This is a genomic window from Halomonas sp. MCCC 1A11062, assembly GCF_021404355.1.
GTDB classification, from domain to species: domain Bacteria; phylum Pseudomonadota; class Gammaproteobacteria; order Pseudomonadales; family Halomonadaceae; genus Halomonas; species Halomonas aerodenitrificans.
On the sequence record NZ_JABFTW010000018.1, the window covers coordinates 1 to 16218 of the forward strand.

17 protein-coding genes and 1 CRISPR repeat array are annotated in these 16218 nt (G+C 64.2%); of the genes, 10 read left to right on the forward strand and 7 right to left on the reverse strand.

The window, feature by feature from the left end; all coding sequences use genetic code 11:
* The first annotated feature begins 151 nt into the window (after positions 1–151).
* A CRISPR array of direct repeats spans positions 152–2599; the repeat unit is 33 nt; unit sequence GTCGCGGCCCGCACGGGCCGCGCGGATAGAAAC.
* Between the two features lie 466 nt (positions 2600–3065).
* From HOP58_RS16950 to HOP58_RS16970, 6 genes are all read left to right on the forward strand, one after another.
* Positions 3066–4511: a DUF2235 domain-containing protein gene (locus HOP58_RS16950; protein WP_234260968.1), complete on the forward strand. Its 1446-nt coding sequence runs from the start codon at positions 3066–3068 to the stop codon at positions 4509–4511.
* Entirely contained in the window at positions 4504–5097 is a 594-nt protein-coding gene (locus tag HOP58_RS16955; RefSeq protein WP_234260969.1) for a DUF2931 family protein, read from the forward strand. The genes HOP58_RS16950 and HOP58_RS16955 overlap by 8 nt, the downstream gene beginning before the upstream one ends.
* A 123-nt stretch (positions 5098–5220) precedes the next feature.
* Positions 5221–5817, forward strand: a complete 597-nt coding sequence (locus HOP58_RS16960) for a DUF2931 family protein (protein ID WP_234260970.1) — start codon at positions 5221–5223, stop codon at positions 5815–5817.
* Positions 5818–5822: 5 nt separating this feature from the next.
* A complete protein-coding gene (locus HOP58_RS23075) occupies positions 5823–5957 on the forward strand; it encodes a hypothetical protein (protein WP_255408536.1) in 135 nt (44 codons plus the stop codon).
* Entirely contained in the window at positions 5950–6549 is a 600-nt protein-coding gene (locus HOP58_RS16965; RefSeq protein ID WP_234260971.1) for a DUF2931 family protein, read from the forward strand. The genes HOP58_RS23075 and HOP58_RS16965 overlap by 8 nt, the downstream gene beginning before the upstream one ends.
* Before the next feature lies 1 nt (position 6550).
* Complete coding sequence (locus HOP58_RS16970; protein ID WP_234260972.1) at positions 6551–6703, forward strand: hypothetical protein; 153 nt, start codon at positions 6551–6553, stop codon at positions 6701–6703.
* On the opposite strand, the gene HOP58_RS16975 is transcribed toward HOP58_RS16970, so the two are convergent.
* Positions 6700–7716: an aldo/keto reductase gene (locus tag HOP58_RS16975; protein WP_234260973.1), complete on the reverse strand. Its 1017-nt coding sequence runs from the start codon at positions 7714–7716 to the stop codon at positions 6700–6702. The two genes, HOP58_RS16970 and HOP58_RS16975, sit on opposite strands and share 4 nt — an antisense overlap.
* Before the next feature lie 184 nt (positions 7717–7900).
* On the opposite strand from HOP58_RS16975, the gene HOP58_RS16980 reads away from it, so the two are divergent.
* Entirely contained in the window at positions 7901–8425 is a 525-nt protein-coding gene (locus HOP58_RS16980; RefSeq protein WP_234255611.1) for a cytochrome b/b6 domain-containing protein, read from the forward strand.
* A 42-nt stretch (positions 8426–8467) separates the two neighbouring features.
* Here the strand turns inward: HOP58_RS16980 and HOP58_RS16985 are convergent, their stop codons facing one another.
* Positions 8468–8881 (reverse strand): DUF6746 family protein, encoded by a 414-nt coding sequence (locus HOP58_RS16985; protein ID WP_234255610.1) that lies wholly within the window; start codon positions 8879–8881, stop codon positions 8468–8470.
* Between the two features lie 187 nt (positions 8882–9068).
* Here HOP58_RS16985 and HOP58_RS16990 point away from each other — a divergent pair, with 187 nt between their 5' ends.
* Positions 9069–9659: a DUF4202 domain-containing protein gene (locus tag HOP58_RS16990; RefSeq protein WP_234255609.1), complete on the forward strand. Its 591-nt coding sequence runs from the start codon at positions 9069–9071 to the stop codon at positions 9657–9659.
* Between the two features lie 17 nt (positions 9660–9676).
* On the opposite strand, the gene HOP58_RS16995 is transcribed toward HOP58_RS16990, so the two are convergent.
* Positions 9677–10051 (reverse strand): DUF6746 family protein, encoded by a 375-nt coding sequence (locus tag HOP58_RS16995; RefSeq protein ID WP_010626381.1) that lies wholly within the window; start codon positions 10049–10051, stop codon positions 9677–9679.
* A 182-nt stretch (positions 10052–10233) separates the two neighbouring features.
* On the opposite strand from HOP58_RS16995, the gene HOP58_RS17000 reads away from it, so the two are divergent.
* Positions 10234–10509, forward strand: coding sequence for a hypothetical protein (locus tag HOP58_RS17000; protein ID WP_010626382.1), 276 nt, complete (start codon positions 10234–10236; stop codon positions 10507–10509).
* On the opposite strand, the gene HOP58_RS17005 is transcribed toward HOP58_RS17000, so the two are convergent.
* Entirely contained in the window at positions 10496–11581 is a 1086-nt protein-coding gene (locus HOP58_RS17005; RefSeq protein ID WP_010626383.1) for a C45 family peptidase, read from the reverse strand. The genes HOP58_RS17000 and HOP58_RS17005 overlap by 14 nt on opposite strands.
* On the reverse strand, positions 11578–12336 hold the full coding sequence (locus HOP58_RS17010) for a dienelactone hydrolase family protein (RefSeq protein WP_010626384.1): 759 nt from the start codon (positions 12334–12336) through the stop codon (positions 11578–11580). Before HOP58_RS17010 ends, HOP58_RS17005 begins: the two co-directional genes overlap by 4 nt.
* Before the next feature lie 264 nt (positions 12337–12600).
* Here HOP58_RS17010 and HOP58_RS17015 point away from each other — a divergent pair, with 264 nt between their 5' ends.
* Positions 12601–13806: an ABC transporter substrate-binding protein gene (locus tag HOP58_RS17015; protein ID WP_026037866.1), complete on the forward strand. Its 1206-nt coding sequence runs from the start codon at positions 12601–12603 to the stop codon at positions 13804–13806.
* 78 nt (positions 13807–13884) lie between these two features.
* Here the strand turns inward: HOP58_RS17015 and HOP58_RS17020 are convergent, their stop codons facing one another.
* Both HOP58_RS17020 and HOP58_RS17025 read right to left on the reverse strand, forming a co-directional pair.
* Positions 13885–15198: a branched-chain amino acid ABC transporter permease gene (locus HOP58_RS17020; protein WP_010626386.1), complete on the reverse strand. Its 1314-nt coding sequence runs from the start codon at positions 15196–15198 to the stop codon at positions 13885–13887.
* Positions 15198–16205, reverse strand: a complete 1008-nt coding sequence (locus HOP58_RS17025) for a branched-chain amino acid ABC transporter permease (protein ID WP_010626387.1) — start codon at positions 16203–16205, stop codon at positions 15198–15200. The genes HOP58_RS17020 and HOP58_RS17025 overlap by 1 nt, the downstream gene beginning before the upstream one ends.
* Between the last annotated feature and the right edge of the window lie 13 nt (positions 16206–16218).

Consider the following 16218-nt stretch of genomic DNA (forward strand, 5'->3'; position numbering starts at 1 on the left):
AGGACAAGCGCAAGGCCGGCACACCTTCAACAACCATGAAATAACCCAGCGGGCCTAGGGGGTCACTTTTATTTCGGCGTTCTACGCCCAAAGGGGGTCACTTTTCAGTCGGCGTTGACAAGTGGGGGCCGCGCGGCACCTCTGAGGGCGGGTCGCGGCCCGCACGGGCCGCGCGGATAGAAACTCATTGGATTCCGTCAGCTGAGCCAGCTGATCCAGGTCGCGGCCCGCACGGGCCGCGCGGATAGAAACGCGCTGCGACTGGCCGCCGGGCTGACGGCCATGATAGCGTCGCGGCCCGCACGGGCCGCGCGGATAGAAACGCGCCGAGGAATGGTTAGCGGATGCGCCAGAAACTAGTCGCGGCCCGCACGGGCCGCGCGGATAGAAACTCCGGCAGTAGCGGGGACAGCGGGGGCGCCGTCGGTCGCGGCCCGCACGGGCCGCGCGGATAGAAACTTCGAAAAAAGCACGCGTACCTTTCTTCTGAAGAGTCGCGGCCCGCACGGGCCGCGCGGATAGAAACCCTATAGCGTCAGGCGTGAACTCGTTAGCCCATGTCGCGGCCCGCACGGGCCGCGCGGATAGAAACAGTTTGAGAAGTACGAGTTAGAATTCATCAAAGAGTCGCGGCCCGCACGGGCCGCGCGGATAGAAACCACTGGGGGCCCGAGCAGATGGCCCCCATGGAGCGTCGCGGCCCGCACGGGCCGCGCGGATAGAAACCAGGGGCACCGCTTCGGCACCAGTGGTTCAAACGTCGCGGCCCGCACGGGCCGCGCGGATAGAAACGGCATCGACCTCGAAGCCGAAGGCGCAATGGCCCGGGTCGCGGCCCGCACGGGCCGCGCGGATAGAAACGCCACTTGGCGCAACATATTGCTCGACGACGTCGTGTCGCGGCCCGCACGGGCCGCGCGGATAGAAACCAGGCGTGGACTTCGCCGCCTTGCTCGATGTGCGAGGTCGCGGCCCGCACGGGCCGCGCGGATAGAAACGCGGTCGCAGCCTCAAGGAGCCGGATGCTGTGGGTCGCGGCCCGCACGGGCCGCGCGGATAGAAACCGCAACACCGGCAACCTGATGTTTCGCGTCGGCGGTCGCGGCCCGCACGGGCCGCGCGGATAGAAACCCCACGAACTTGACCTGCTTGGTCTTGGGAAAGAGTCGCGGCCCGCACGGGCCGCGCGGATAGAAACATCGTGCCGATCGCCAACTACGGCCGTGCCGATGGTCGCGGCCCGCACGGGCCGCGCGGATAGAAACGCGGCCAAGGCACCAAGGCCCCGAATCTGTCGGGTCGCGCGGATAGAAACCACGCCTGGTGCCAGCGCTGGGAAGGCGGCCAAAGTCGCGGCCCGCACGGGCCGCGCGGATAGAAACTGCGAGAAGGCGACCGAAGAGATCAAGTCCACCGGGTCGCGGCCCGCACGGGCCGCGCGGATAGAAACACGCGCTCAATGGCTGGCACGTATTCAGCTGGAGGTCGCGGCCCGCACGGGCCGCGCGGATAGAAACCAGTTCGCGGGCAGGCTCTTGCCGAGGTTGCCGGTCGCGGCCCGCACGGGCCGCGCGGATAGAAACGCGAGGATGCCAAGCGGGTCGACAAGGCCCTGCGGTCGCGGCCCGCACGGGCCGCGCGGATAGAAACGGGTCCTGGAACGAGAGCTGCGGGATCTGCAGCGTGTCGCGGCCCGCACGGGCCGCGCGGATAGAAACGGGTAGGTCGTCACCGCGCAGGCGGCCGGGCTTGGGGTCGCGGCCCGCACGGGCCGCGCGGATAGAAACTGATCAGCGGCCGCTTGCTCAACCTCCAGTTGGGGTCGCGGCCCGTACGGGTTGCGCGGATAGAAACGCCGCTCTGGTCTGCCTGCACGGGCCGGAGACCAGGTCGCGGCCCGCACGGGTCGCGCGGATAGAAACGTTGTCGCAAGTGCTCGAGCGGGGTTCGATCCCGTCTCGGCCCGCACAGGCCGCGCGGATAGAAACAGCGATAGGTAGGCCATCACCGCCACGGCGAACGGTCGCGGCCCGCCCGGGTCGCGTGGATAGAAACAGCCCAAAGGCTACGGGCGAACGCCCAGGGCGACCTGTCGCGGCCCGCACGGGCCGCGCGGATAGAAACGCCATCGCGTCATTGGTCCTGCTAGCATCATCAAGGGGCGCGGCCCGGACAGGCCGCGCGGATAGAAACGGGGCCACAACCCAACGCTCTAACCACTGAGCTAGTCGCGGCCCGCACGGGTCGCGCAGATAGAAACCACTCATGCCACTGGCTCGGGCGAGGCTCGTCGGTGTCGCGGCCCGCACGGGTCGCGCGGATAGAAACGGCAACTATGCCCAGGTTAATACCGCGCCATACGCGTCACGGCCCACACGGGTCGCGTGGATAGAAACAGCCACTTCTTGGCATCGGCTGCGGTGATGCCGTGTCGCGGCTCGCACGGGCCATGCGGATAGAAACATCTTCGTGGCCATGGTGTCCGACTCGGGCGTGATGTCGTGGCCCGCACGGGCCGTGTGGATAGAAACAAGTACGGCAAAGGGCATGTGGTCGAGGTCACAGCGTCGCGGCCCGCACGGATCGCGTGGGTAGAAACTGGCTCGAGATGCTGGGCCATGAGGACATGGATACGTCGTGGCCCGTATAGGTAGAAACATGGCCTATATCGGTCAAGCGAACGAAGCACACGGCAGCCGCGGCCCGCACGGGTCGCGCGGATAGAAACGAACTCGGAACACTCGACGCTATGGAGGTCGCGGCCAGTCGCGGCCCGCATGGGCCGCGTGGGTAGAAACAATCGCTTCGGTATGAAGCTGGTTGAGGCAAATGTGTAGTGGCACGCACGTATTGCCTGATGGGAACTACAGCAAAGCGAACAGAGTGCAGTACCTAGCCTAATTGTCAGAGATTGCATACGGCCTTTGTAGGAAATGTGCCATTTCGCTGCTTGCTCAAATCGATAAGCTATATGGTGCCTCTCCGGCGCTGGGCCAACTTGCTTGGACGCGCTATTACAAAAAGCCCCACGCGCAGCGTGGAGCCTGAAAAAGGAAAAGGATGCCATGAAAACCCGGCTGGACGAACGCTTCGACCCCGATCCTTTAGACCCCTGGGAGGAGGAGCGCTTACGACAAGCCGAGCGCCCCGTGTCGTCCCGCTCCGCTTCACGGCCAGCGGATGACCGGACACCACCCCAAGAGTACCGGCCTGAACCGCCTATCCCCGATACCCCGGAGAAACCACGCACGCTGCAAATCGGTGTGTTCTTCGATGGCACCGGCAACAACATGCACAACGACCGGCAACTGCCCGACCGCGATATCACCAATGTGGCCAAGCTGCATGACTTGTATCCGAACGATGCGGCTAACGGCTATTACCCTGTCTATATCCAAGGTGTGGGCACAATTGCCGGTCGGGAGAGCGAAGATGGCTTCGTGGCTCCTGAGAACGCCATCGGCATGGGCACCGGGGTCGGGCCGGAGGGTGGCCATGCGCGTATCGAACAGGCGCTGACCGAGGTCCGCCAGATCCTGGAGGCCAACCCCCGCGATTCGCTGGTAACCTTCGATGTATTTGGCTTCAGCCGCGGTGCGGCTCTGGCCAGGCACTTCGTCAATTTGATCCATCGCTGGCCGGAAACTCTACTGGTACCGGACTTTCGCCTCGTCAGGTCAATGTATCAACCACCGCTGCGCCGCATTCTGGCCTTTCCGCCCAGGCCCATACCTTTCCCGCAGGTTCGCTTCGTCGGGCTGTTCGATACCGTGGGCAGCTTCTACCGGCCTGGTACCGACAGTAACCTCGATTTCGACCTTTACATCGCCTCGGGTAGTGCCGCGCGCGTGGTGCAGCTCACCGCCCATCACGAGATCCGCCGCAACTTCCCGCTCAACAGCATTGCCGATGCCCAGGGCAACCACCCCGGCAACTTCGCCGAGATTGCGCTTCCAGGTGTACACGCCGATATCGGCGGTGGCTATGAGAACCCCAATCTCGATCTGGGCTTTGCCAACCATGAGGAGCTGATCGTGCGTCGCCGTGCTGGGCTGGGGGCCAATGGAGAGACGATTCGCCGGGCCCAGGCGGAAGCGCAGGCCAGAGGGCTCGACATTCGCGTGGATGGCCGGGACGTGCTCGAGATCGAACGCCGGGCCACACGAAAGGAGCTGGCCATCTACGCCCTGCACCAGATGCACGAAGAGGCGAAGAGAGCTTGGGTCCCTTTGCGCGACCTGGACGACACCGATCCGGATCATGCGATTCCCACCGAGCTGCAAACCCTGATTGACGAGTGGTGGCAAAACGGCAGCCGACGCGGGCGTCAGTGGATGCTGGACATGTCTCATGAACACTTTGCCGGCTACATCCATACGTCTCACCGTCAGCACCCCTACAGCCTGAGGGATCGCTTCGCCCATGCCCCGGAGCCCAGCGGTGTGCGCCGGGTCTTCCCTAATGTGTCGCTGCACTCCTACCTGCCGACACAGGAGCCGCAGCATGCCTAAGTGGGTGGCATGCCTACGCCACGGGCTGCTGCTATCACTGTTGCTATTGACCGCTGCCTGCGAGGCGGAACCTCGACGCTATGATTTTGCCGTACAGCCGGTTGGTGGGCCTACAGGTTGGCCCATCTGGGTGGAGGAGCTGACCTTTGACCATTCTTGGAGCGCACGTGCGGGCAACATCAGCTCTGGTTTCGAGTACAGGCCACCCCGGGCAGGGGGGGTGAATGTACTGGCCCATCCTATGCCCGCTCCTTCCTCGGTGCAGGCGCGCTGGTTCTCCTACCGTACCCAGACCTTCTACGAAATCGATCTGGCACTGCCGGATACGGATGCTCTACTGCAGCAGTGGTACCGGGATTTCCCCCCGTCCCAATACCGCCACTACCTGGTAGCTGGCTTCTCCGGCAAGGGGGAGGCTATGGTCTGGTGGCGCGCCAGCTGCAAAGTCTGCGGCCGTGATCGCAGCCGGGATTTCCATGCGCCAATCGTGGAGTCGGCCTGGGCTGAGGAGGCAGAGGGGGACCCTGGTCGGTATCGCAATCGTACTCAGGAATATATCGATGAGGGGGTGATTCCCTCACCATGATGAAAGGCATGGTTACCTCGCATTGCCAGGAAAGCCTGGCCCATGCCCCAGAGCCCAGTGGTGTACGCCGGGTGTTTCCTAACGTGTCGCTGCACTCCTACCTGCCGACACAGGAGCCGCAGCATGCCTAAGTGGATGGCATGCCTACGCCACGGGCTGCTGCTGTCACTGATGCTATTGACTGCCGCCTGCGAGGCGGAACCTCGACGCTATGATTTTGCCGTACAGCCCGTTGGTGGGCCTACGGGTTGGCCCATCTGGGTGGAGGAGCTGACCTTCGACCATTCTTGGAGTGCACGTGCGGGCAACATCAGCTCCGGTTTCGAGTACAGGCCACCCCGGGTAGGGGGAGTGAATGTACTGGCCCATCCTATGCCCGCTCCTTCCTCGGTGCAGGCGCGCTGGTTCTCCTATCGTACCCAGGCCTTCTACGAGATCGATCTGGCACTGCCGGATACGGATGCTCTACTGCAGCAGTGGTATCGGGATTTCCCCCCGTCCCAATACCGCCACTACCTGGTAGCTGGCTTCTCCGGCAAGGGGGAGGTCATGGTCTGGTGGCGCGCCAGCTGCAAAGACTGCGGTCGTGATCGCAGTCGGGATTTTCATGCGCCAATCGTGGAGTCCGCGTGGGCTGAGCAGGTAGAGGGAAATCCTGACTGGTACCGTGAGCATATCCAAGAGTACGTCAATGAAGGCGTATTCCCCTCTCCGTGGTGAAGGATATGGCTACGTTTCTAGCCCCCTACAGCCTGAGGGATCGCTTCGCCCATGCCCCGGAGCCCAGTGGTGTGCGCCGGGTGTTCCCTAATGTGTCGCTGCACTCCTACCTGCCGACACAGGAGACGCAGCATGCCTAAGTGGATGGCATGCCTACGCCACGGGCTGCTGCTGTCACTGTTGCTATTGACTGCCGCCTGCGAGGCGGAACCTCGACGCTATGATTTTGCCGTACAGCCCGTTGGTGGGCCTACGGGTTGGCCCATCTGGGTGGAGGAGCTGACCTTCGACCATTCTTGGAGTGCACGTGCGGGCAACATCAGCTCCGGTTTCGAGTACAGGCCACCCCGGGTAGGGGGAGTGAATGTACTGGCCCATCCTATGCCCGCTCCTTCCTCGGTGCAGGCGCGCTGGTTCTCCTATCGTACCCAGGCCTTCTACGAGATCGATCTGGCACTGCCGGATACGGATGCTCTACTGCAGCAGTGGTATCGGGATTTCCCCCCGTCCCAATACCGCCACTACCTGGTAGCTGGCTTCTCCGGCAAGGGGGAGGTCATGGTCTGGTGGCGCGCCAGCTGCAAAGACTGCGGCCGTGATCGCAGCCGGGATTTCCATGCGCCAATCGTAGAGTCGGCATGGGCCGAGGAGGTGGTGGGCGATCCGGCAACCTTTCGCAGTCAGACTCAGAGACGAATCGATGATGGGATCATTCCCTCGCCTTGGGAATGACATGACTCTCGCGTCGAAGCCATCCAATGCCTCGCTTATCACCCACTCTCATGAGAGTCTGGCCCACGCCCCGGAGCCCAGCGGTATGCGCCGGGTGTTCCCTAATGTGTCGCTGCACTCCTACCTGCCGACACAGGAGACGCAGCATGCCTAAGTGCTGGCATGCCTACCCCCAAACTCCTCCGTATCGATCTCCTTCTGCAGCGCTTCGCTGTAGCGGGCGCCGGCGACCTGGTCCGGCGTCAACAGGGCGGTGAGTCGTTCCAGGGTGGTGGCGTCCAGGCGTAGGCTTTCCGCCGCGAGGTTTTCGCGCATGTGCGCGCTGGAGCGGCTGCCGGGAATGGGGATCACGTCGTCGCCTTGGGCGGTGAGCCAGGCGAGGGCGAGCTGGCCGGTGGTGACTTCCTGCTCGCTGGCGATGGTCTGGAGCTTTTCCAACTGGCGCAGGTTGCGTGGCAGGTTGTCGGCGCTGAAGCGCGGCATGCCGAGGCGCACGTCGTTCTCGGTGAGTTGGCTGGCATCGGTCACGGCGCCGGCCAGAAAGCCGCGGCCCAGCGGGCTGAAGGCGACGAGTGCGGTGTTGGCTTCGCGACAGGCATCGAGCAGGGCGATTTCGGGGTTGCGGGTCCACAGCGAGTATTCGGATTGCACGGCGGCAATGGGGTGTTCGGTTCTGGCGCGGCGCAGGGTGACGGCGGAGATTTCCGAGAGCCCGATGGCGCGAATCTTGCCCTCTTCCACCAGTCGAGCGAGGGCACCGACGCTCTCTTCGATGGGTACCTGGCGGTCCAGCCGGTGCAGGTAGTAGAGGTCCAGGTGGTCGGTATTCAGGCGTTCGAGGCTCGCTTCGCACTGGCGGCGCAGCGTCTCGGGGCGGCCGTCGATCACTTTCTTGCCCAGCGCCGGGTCCATGGCCATGCCGCACTTGCTGGCCAGCAGTATTTCGTTGCGCTTGCTCGCCAGTGCCTTGCCCACCACCCGTTCATTGGCGGTGGCACCGTAGAGGGTGGCGGTGTCGAAGTGGCGATAGCCCATCTCGAAGGCTTCTTCGAGGGCGCGTATCGCGTCGGTTTCGGGCACCGGGCTGCCGTAGCCGTGGGAGAGGTTCATGCAGCCCAGGCCGATGGTGGGAGAGGCCACTTCTTTCAGGCGAGAGAAGATTGACATGCTGGCTCCGCGTCAGGGTTCGGGCATTCATCATGCCGAGCGCAGCACAGGATGCGCAAGCCAAGCATTCCATCCCAAGCGAGCAGCCCCGTCGCATTGTTCACAGGGTTTCCTCATTCTGTCGTTATCGTTGGGTTTTCAGGCGTAACGAACCCGCTTCCTGATCCGTGATAAGGAATGAGTCATGAGCCCTGCAGGGAACGCCCACTATGGGCGCGTGAATCGTTATTTGCACTGGGGTATGGCGCTGCTGCTGGCCTGGCAATTCACCACCACCAGCGTTCGGGTGCTGTTGAGCGACAGCGCACTGGACGAGCTGCTGTGGCCGACCCATCGGTCCACAGGCTTCCTGCTGATGGTGCTGGTGGTGGTGCGAGTACTCTGGGCGCTGGCGAGCCGGGCGAGCCAGCCGCCGGCAGTGAGCAGGGCAGCGCGCCTGGGGCACCTGGCACTCTACGGTTTGATGCTGGTGGTGCCGACCCTGGCGCTGCTGCGGCAGTACGGTTCGGGTCGCGCCTTCGAACCATTCGGCATTCCGCTGATGTCGGGCTTCGAGGGCGAGCGTATCGAGTGGATGGTGGCTGCGGGCAGCCTGCTGCACGGTGAGCTGGGCTGGCTGCTGCTGGCGCTGATCGTCGGCCATGTGGCAATGGTGTTCTGGCACCGCCGCCATGGGCAGGATGTGTTGGGCCGCATGCTAGTGCGCTAGGAACGGTAGGCCCGGCGACGCTCCGCCGGGCGTTGGCCTGGCTTATTGCATCAGCGTCTTGATCCGTTCCAGGTACTCCTGCCCGTTCTCGCGGATACGCTCCTGCTCACGAGCATCGGCGCCCGAGCGTACTTCCTGCACGTGTTCGCGCATGATGCCGAGCTCTTCGTCGATCTTGGTCAGCGCGTTTTCCATGGTCTCGGTGAGCTGCTGAATGATGGCCATGTCGCCTTCGGTGAGCTCATTTTTGCTGAGCAGGACTTCGAGCAGGTCGTTGCGGAGTTCCAGGGCGTCGACGGCCTGTTTGAGGGTGTCGATGGGCTGGCCTTGGGCCTGTTCCAGCTGTTCGACGAGTTCTTCTTCCTGCATCTGATCTTGTTCCTGGGTCTCTTCCTGGGCTTGGGCAACGCTCAGGGGTAGCAGGGCGAGTAGAAGGGCCACGGTAAGGAGTTTCATCTGCATACCTCGTCTGTTAAGAAGCATTTTGAATGCTAGTTAATGCCGCATCGCTCAACAAGGCGAAGCGATGCGGCATCTTGTCCTGGCTCGTCATGGGGCGGGTGGTTCTTGTTCATGTCCCGGCTCGTTAGCTGCCCACCGGGTGCGGTATCCTGTGACTACGACGATTTACGAGGAATGCCCCATGACTGAGCCAACCCCTTTTCAGCGCGCGCTGACCGAGCTGGATGCCCTGCATGCGCAGGATCCGCGTCAGGTAGAGGTGGAGGGCGAGACGCTGCCGCTGGAGCTGTGGCATGCGGGGCGCATGAGCGCCTGGCTCGCGCGCGTGGTCGAAGCGCCCAGCGAGCTGGTGCAGATCGCCGTGCGCTCGCAGCATCTGCAGCGCTGGGAGGTGCCGCGCAACGAGTACCCCGAGGGACGTGTGGGCTACCTGACCTGGCGCCGCGATCAGGGCAAACGTGCCGGTGAAACCACCGCGCGGGTGATGGAAGCGGCGGGCTATTCGGCTGAAGAGGCCGCCGAGGTGTCACGGATGATCCGCAAGCAGGGCCTGGGCCGCGATCCGGGCACCCAGGCGGTGGAAGACTGTGCTTGCCTGGTGTTTCTCGAGAACTACTTCGCCGACTTTTCCAAGCAGGTGGAGCATGACCACCTGGTGCGCATCGTGCAGATGACCTGGAAGAAGATGTCGCCCAAGGCTCACGAGCTGGCGCTGACGCTACCCATGAGTGCGGAAGCGCGAGCGGTGGTGGAAGAGGCGTTGGCCGGCTAGGTTGGTGGGGGAGCCGTTCAGGGCACCAGCGTCTGGGCGGCCTCGAGGTAGGCGGCACCGTTGCTCTGCACTCGTTCGAAGTCGCCCGTCTCCGAGCCCTGGTGCACTTCCTCCAGGGTATGCGCCATGGCTTCCACTTCCTCCTGAATCTTCTCCAGCGCGTTCTCCAGGGTGTAGGTCAGCTCGTGCACGGTGCCGAGATCGGTGATGGCCAGCTCGTCCTGGGCCAGCAGTTCGGCCAGGCGCTGGTTGTATTCGGAGAAGTTGGCCACGGCCTGGGCCAGGGTGTCGGCGGGCTCGCCCTTGAAGTGGGCGGGGGCTGAGTCGGCAACGGCGGTGGCGCTCATCAGACTGACGAGCAGGGCGGGCAGAAGGGCGGATAGGGCTTTCATGGTGACGCTTCCTTATGAGAATGAGAACTCTTGCTTTTTACCAGGCCGACTGAGGCTGAACAAGCATGTGCTCCAATGAGAATGATTTTTCTTGTCGGTAATTGACAGAGGTCAGAGGAGCGGCTAGATTTCCGATAGTTAATGATAATTGTTATCATTAATGGCGCTAACGGAGGTCGCCAATGTCGTACTTCACACCTACCGCCATCCGTGGGGCCACGCCTGCCCTTCAGATCTGTGGTGCCACATCGTGCTCGGTGCGCCTGGCCCGCGAGTACCCGCGCCAGGACACTACACTCTCTCAAGAGGAGTTCGAGTTGCTGCAGCTCCATCGGGAAGAGGCCCGGCACGAGCTGTTCCGGCGCTCGTTCATGCTCACCTCCGAGCGCTACCTGAAAGGGGAGCTGCTCGAGCCTGGCCTGGGTGACGAGGGGCTGGGGCGCTTCAGCTCAGAGTGACGCTCAGACTGTCATCGCTTTCGCAGGGTTTGCCGTGGCGCACAGTCAGGCGGCGCTCGCTCAGATTCATCACTACCGAGAAGAGGGTTTCCATGCGCTCTTCGGCGGGCTGGTCGGGATTGAAGTGACGACAGATCGACAGCGGCGCGCCCTGATGGTCGCTGAGCACGTCGAACAGGCGCGCTTCGTCGAGGGGAGCGTTCGACGGCAGCTCGTCGTGCAGCAGCGCGTCGAGGCGGCACAGCCGCGGCTGTGAGTCGACCCGGGGATAGTCCTGCACCGGGCAGGGGGTGTTGTCGGCGTAGAGATGGTTGGTGTGGGTGACGATGCCGCTGCGCGGCGCGATTCGCCCCGGCTCGCCGGGCTGAACCTCGAGCCCCACGGCCTGGCCCCCTTCGTTGCCGACCTGAGCGCTGGCGAGCAGGAAGTGGGCGGGCGAGCAGACCCGGTCGTGAGTGGCCACGGCAAGGGCGCTCTCCATGTCTTCGCTCTCCAGGATCTTGCGCAGGGCGATATGGATCGGCAACCCGCTGCCGCAGGTCTGCGAGCGAATGGCGTTGAGGCATACGCCGATGCCCCGCTCGTTCATCCCCACTTTGCCTACCATGCCGGCCTCGCCGATGCTAATCAGCGCTGGCTTGCCATCGCCGTGCACGTGCAGGGCGACCACGTTGTCGAGCTGGTCGCTGCGCCAGTCCCAGTTCTGTGCCAGCCACTGTTGCCCGTGGCGCTGCAGGGAGAAGGCCGAGCAGCCGCCGCTGGCCTGGGTCAGGGCGATTTCGCTGCGGCAGTTGAGCGTCAGGATGTCGAGGAAGTCGACGCCTGCGCCCCAGGCGATGCCGTTCATCTCTTCGAGAATGGCGGGAAAGCCCTGGGCGATTTGCGCCTCGAAGTGGCAGGCCCGGTCGCGGGCCTCTTCCCAGCGAATGCCGACGAAGTCGTGAAACAGCTGCCCGTAGACGTCGATACCGCGCTGGATCAGCTGGCGGTGAATGCGGCCGTGCTGGGCGCCGATCTCGTGATGGCTGCCGCTCAGCTCGGTCAGCGGCAGGGGGCGGAATCGCCGGGTCATAGCACCTCCTCTAACAGGCTCAGAAAGGCTGCCCAGGACTTCTCGTCGGCGCGCTGCTGGTAGCGTTCGTCGCCGAACACGGTGAAGCCGTGGGGAGCGCCGGAGTAGATCTGGATCTCGTAGGTGGCCTCGATGGCCTCGAGCTCTTCGACCAGCCCGCTGACGTCTTCCATGGTGACGCTGGTGTCGGCGCCGCCGTGGGCGATCAGCAGCGGCGGCACCTCTTCGGGCCACTCCTGGCCGTCCGGTGTGGCCACGCCGCCGTGGAAGCTGGTGTAGCCAGCCACGTCGTCGGCCTCGCCCGAACGGGCGATCTCCAGCGCCACGGCCCCACCGAAGCAGTAGCCCATGATGACGACGCTCTCCGCGGCGCCCTGTTCGCGTGCCTCGGCCAGGCCGGCCAGGGTCAGCTCGCGCATGCGCTCGCGGTCGGAGTAGAGCGCGCGGGTGGCTTCCTGGCGGGCGTCGAGGGTCTCGGGGCGATTGCCCTGGCCGAACAGGTCCACGGCGAAGGCGTCATAGCCCTGCTCGGCCAGCATGTCGGCGCGCTGACGTTCGTAGTCGTCCAGCCCGTTCCAGTCGTGAACGATCAGTACCGTGCCGCTGGCCTCTCCGCTGGCGGCGGCGTAGTAGCCTTCGAAGGTTTCGTCGCCTACTTCGTAGACGATGTCGTTGCCGGCGGGAGTGAAGGCGTGAGCGCCGGTGGCCAGGCCGAGCGATACCAGCAGCGCAAGGGGTGGGAGAGCGGAGCGCATGGGTGCCTCCTGTCGGATGGCATGACGGGTCAATCAGTATAGGCGAAGGCCGGCGGCGGCGTTTCTTGCAGGTCGCGCCCGACGTTTGTGCCGAAACGGGATTGTTCATCTCCGATAGGGAGTTGGCGTTGTAGTTCCGGGCTAGATCGTTGGTATGGGGGGCTTGTGTTTTGCCTCATAGGCTTCCAGATTTAGGGTGTGTGTCTGTCCTTGGTAACCAGACGTAATAAACCAGACGTTAAAACCAGAGTGAGAAGAACAACCATGAAGAAAAGCGTTCTAGCGATGGCGATCGCAGCCACCAGCGTAGCATTCGTTGGCGCGGCGCAGGCGGAAGTGAAGATCGGCTTCATCGGCGGCTTTACCGGCCCCATCGAGAGCCTGACGCCGCCGATCTATGACGGCGCGCGGCTGGCGGTTCAGCAGATCAATGAGCAGGGCGGCATTCTTGGCGGACAGACGCTGGTCATGCCCAGCGCCGACACCACCTGTAGCGACGCCTCGGCGGCTTCCAACGCGGCCGACCGCATGGTCAACACCGAGAACGTCACGGCCATCGTCGGTGCGCTGTGTACCGGTGCCACCGTGGCAGCGGCCAACAGTGCCGCCATTCCCGGTGGGGTGGTGATGGTGTCGCCGGCTTCCACCGCACCGGCGGTTACCGAGCTCGACGACAACGACCTGGTGTTCCGTACCGTACCTTCGGACTCCTATCAGGGTGAGATCCTGGCCAAGCTGATGCTCGACAAGGGCTTCGATGAGGTCGCGGTCACCTACGTCAACAACGACTACGGTCGTGGCCTGGCGGATGCCTTCACCGAAGCCTTCGAGGCGGGTGGCGGCCTGGTGGCTGAGAACGTGGCCCATGAGGATGGCCGCGCCGACTACCGCTCCGAGCTGGGCTCGCTCTCCGCCAGTGGTGCCGAAACCCTGGTGGTGCTGGCCTACGCCGACGGCTCGGGCCAGACCATTCTGCGTCAGGCCTATGAGGGTGGCATGTTCACCCAGTATGCCGGCGCCGATGGCATGGTGGGCTCCTCGCTGGTCGAGGCAGTGGGTGCCGACGTGCTCGAAGGCATGATCGCTACCCGTCCGGGCAGCCCCGAACTGCCGGGCACCGAGATCTTCGCCGAGGCTGCCCAGGCAGCCGGCCTCGACCCCACCGCGGTGTTCGCGGCCCAGGCCTACGATGCCGCCTTCCTGTTGGCACTGGCCATCGAGCAGAACGGCAGCGCCGAGCGTGAAGGCCTCTCCCAGGCCCTGCGCAGCGTCTCCTCCGCTCCGGGCGAAGTGATCCTGCCGGGCGAGTGGGAAAAGGCCGTCGAGCTGATCGCCGCAGGCGAAGAGATCAACTACGAAGGCGCTTCCGGTAGCCATGAGTTCGACGAGAACGGCGACGTACCGGGCGTAGTGGTCGAGATGGTGGTAGAGGACGGCGCCTTCGTCAGCAAGGGCCTGGTCGACCTCTAAGCATCGCTTCGGTCTGACCGCAAACTGAAAGGCCTCGGCATTTGCCGAGGCCTTTCTTATTGGACGTTGGTTTCCTCTCTACCCGTGGTGTTTCACTTTTTCGGGTAGTAATCCATTCGGAGCGAAGCGCAGCACCAGGGTGATCAGCAGGCCGATCACGAATACCCGCGCCTGCAGTGCGCGGCTGTCGAGGTTGCCCGGCGGCTGCCAGCCGAACCAGCCCTCGCCGATGCTCACCGCACCCTGCATCAGGAACAGTGCCAGCGGCTCGGACATCAGCCAGATGATGTACACCGCCACGGCGCCGAAGATGGTGCCCAGGTTGTTGCCCGGGCCGCCCAGGATGACCATCACCAGCACCAGGAAGGTGTGGTTCAGCGGCAGGTAGCCGTTGGGGTCGAACAGGCTGTTGAACGAGGCCAGCGCCCCACCACCAATGCCCATCAGGATGCAGCCCAGCACGAAGATCTCCAGGCGGCGCTTGTTGATGTCCTTGCCCATCGCCGAGGCGGAGATCTCGTTGTCGCGAATGGCCCGGATCATGCGGCCCCAGGGGGCGTGATAGGCGCGGTGTAACAGGAAGAAGATCACCGCGATCATCGCTGCTGTGACCGAGAGGTATAACGCCCGGGCCAGGGTGAAGCCCAGCTCGCTGGGCCCCGGGGTGGGCCAGGGCAGCGGCGATACCGTGGCGGTGCCGCGGGTCAGCCAGTCGGAGTTCTTGAGGAAGGCCTTGATGATCTCGGCGATGCCGAGGGTGGCGATGGCCAGGTAGTCGCTGCGCAGGCCCAGGCAGATATGGCCGATGAAGTAGCCCACGGCCCCGGCCAGGGCGCCGCCGAAGATCCAGCCGGTCCAGGCGGGCAGGCCGAAGCCGCCGATGAAGCCGGCGCGGGACTGGATCTCGCCGGTCACGCTGCGCAGCATGCTGATCACCACCAGATAGAGCACCACGGCCAGCACGATGGCGATGACGGTGCGCAGCTTCTTCGGCACCCCGATGCGGTCGAGCTTGGTGGCGCCGTACACCACCACCGCTGCGGCCGCGCCGTAGAGCAGTACCCGGCCCAGCTCGCCGGGCAGCTCGGTGCCCCAGAAGGCGTTGTTGACCGGCACGCTGAAGAGCATGGCGGAGAAGCCGCCCAGGGCGACGAAGCCCATCACACCGGCGTTGAACTGACCGGCATAGCCCCACTGGATGGTCAGACCCAGGGCCAGGATGGCGTAGCAGGAGGCTTCCACCAGCATGCGCGTGCTGTAGGCGGTGCCCATCACCATATAGATGCCAAGGATCACCGCCAGCAGGGCGCCGAACAGGACGATTTCACGCAGCGGGAAGCGCGACGGCGCGACAACGGTGTCTTCCCGGCGTTCGGTACGTTGAGCGTTCATCAGATCACCTTACCCTTGAAGATGCCGGTGGGGCGCCACACCAGGATCGCCACCAGGATGAAGAAGGGCACCACGATCTTGTATTCGGTGCCGACGAAGGCGAGGTTGCGCGGGATCTCGATCCACTCGGGGAACAGGTGCGCGATGGGGCGCAGCAGCACCGCCCAGTTGAACACCGCCAGGGTCTCGGCGAAGCCCACCACGAAACCGCCGGCGATGGCGCCGTAGGGGTGGCCGACGCCGCCGACGATGGCCGCGGCGAAGATCGGCAGCAGCAGGAAGAAGCTCAGGTCGGGCTTGAAGGTCACGTCTAGCGACAGCAGGGTACCGGCAATGGCCGCCAGGCTGCCGGCGATCACCCAGGTCACCGAGACGATGTAGTTGGTGTTGATGCCTGAGGCCCGCGCCAGGTCCGGGTTGTCGGACATGGCGCGCATGGCCTTGCCCAGCCGCGTGCGGTTGAGGAACACGTGCAGCCCCACCACGCAGGCAATGGTCAGGATGAACAGGATGATCTGCGGCTCGGTGACGATGATCGGCCGGGTGGCCAGCTCGAACGGCACGTCGAGGCGGTAGATCTCCTTGCGCTCGCCGGCCATGTACATGTTCTGAGCGCTGGTGCCGGCGAACAGGCGAATCAGCCCCTGCAGCATCAGGGTCACGCCCAGCGAGCCGATGACGATGACGATGGGCTTGACCCCATGGGCCCGCAGCGGCTTGTAGAACGCCTTGTCGATACCCACGGCCAGCGCGGCGGTGAGAATCATCGCCAGCGGCAGCATGACGATGGGAGTGGGCAGGCCCACCACGCCGCCCACGCCGGGGAAGGCCAGGGTCAGCAGCAGTACCATGAAGGCGCCGAAGGTCATCATGTCGGCATGGGCGAAGTGGGCGAAGCGCATGATGCTGAAGATCAGCGTCACGCCGATGGCGCCGATGGCGTAGATCGAACCGGTCACGCTGCCGGCAATGATCACGTTGTTGATGAAGAATACCAGTTCGTTCACGACTTACTCTCCA

What these genes read in the sequence shown, in the direction of transcription:
- HOP58_RS16950 (WP_234260968.1), top strand. Translation starts at nt 3,066, where the DNA reads ATGAAAACCCGGCTGGACGAACGCTTCGACCCCGATCCTTTAGACCCC.
- HOP58_RS16955 (WP_234260969.1), top strand. Translation starts at nt 4,504, where the DNA reads ATGCCTAAGTGGGTGGCATGCCTACGCCACGGGCTGCTGCTATCACTG.
- HOP58_RS16960 (WP_234260970.1), top strand. Translation starts at nt 5,221, where the DNA reads ATGCCTAAGTGGATGGCATGCCTACGCCACGGGCTGCTGCTGTCACTG.
- HOP58_RS23075 (WP_255408536.1), top strand. Translation starts at nt 5,823, where the DNA reads ATGGCTACGTTTCTAGCCCCCTACAGCCTGAGGGATCGCTTCGCCCAT.
- HOP58_RS16965 (WP_234260971.1), top strand. Translation starts at nt 5,950, where the DNA reads ATGCCTAAGTGGATGGCATGCCTACGCCACGGGCTGCTGCTGTCACTG.
- HOP58_RS16970 (WP_234260972.1), top strand. Translation starts at nt 6,551, where the DNA reads ATGACTCTCGCGTCGAAGCCATCCAATGCCTCGCTTATCACCCACTCT.
- HOP58_RS16975 (WP_234260973.1), bottom strand. Translation starts at nt 7,716, where the DNA reads ATGTCAATCTTCTCTCGCCTGAAAGAAGTGGCCTCTCCCACCATCGGC.
- HOP58_RS16980 (WP_234255611.1), top strand. Translation starts at nt 7,901, where the DNA reads ATGAGCCCTGCAGGGAACGCCCACTATGGGCGCGTGAATCGTTATTTG.
- HOP58_RS16985 (WP_234255610.1), bottom strand. Translation starts at nt 8,881, where the DNA reads ATGAAACTCCTTACCGTGGCCCTTCTACTCGCCCTGCTACCCCTGAGC.
- HOP58_RS16990 (WP_234255609.1), top strand. Translation starts at nt 9,069, where the DNA reads ATGACTGAGCCAACCCCTTTTCAGCGCGCGCTGACCGAGCTGGATGCC.
- HOP58_RS16995 (WP_010626381.1), bottom strand. Translation starts at nt 10,051, where the DNA reads ATGAAAGCCCTATCCGCCCTTCTGCCCGCCCTGCTCGTCAGTCTGATG.
- HOP58_RS17000 (WP_010626382.1), top strand. Translation starts at nt 10,234, where the DNA reads ATGTCGTACTTCACACCTACCGCCATCCGTGGGGCCACGCCTGCCCTT.
- HOP58_RS17005 (WP_010626383.1), bottom strand. Translation starts at nt 11,581, where the DNA reads ATGACCCGGCGATTCCGCCCCCTGCCGCTGACCGAGCTGAGCGGCAGC.
- HOP58_RS17010 (WP_010626384.1), bottom strand. Translation starts at nt 12,336, where the DNA reads ATGCGCTCCGCTCTCCCACCCCTTGCGCTGCTGGTATCGCTCGGCCTG.
- HOP58_RS17015 (WP_026037866.1), top strand. Translation starts at nt 12,601, where the DNA reads ATGAAGAAAAGCGTTCTAGCGATGGCGATCGCAGCCACCAGCGTAGCA.
- HOP58_RS17020 (WP_010626386.1), bottom strand. Translation starts at nt 15,198, where the DNA reads ATGAACGCTCAACGTACCGAACGCCGGGAAGACACCGTTGTCGCGCCG.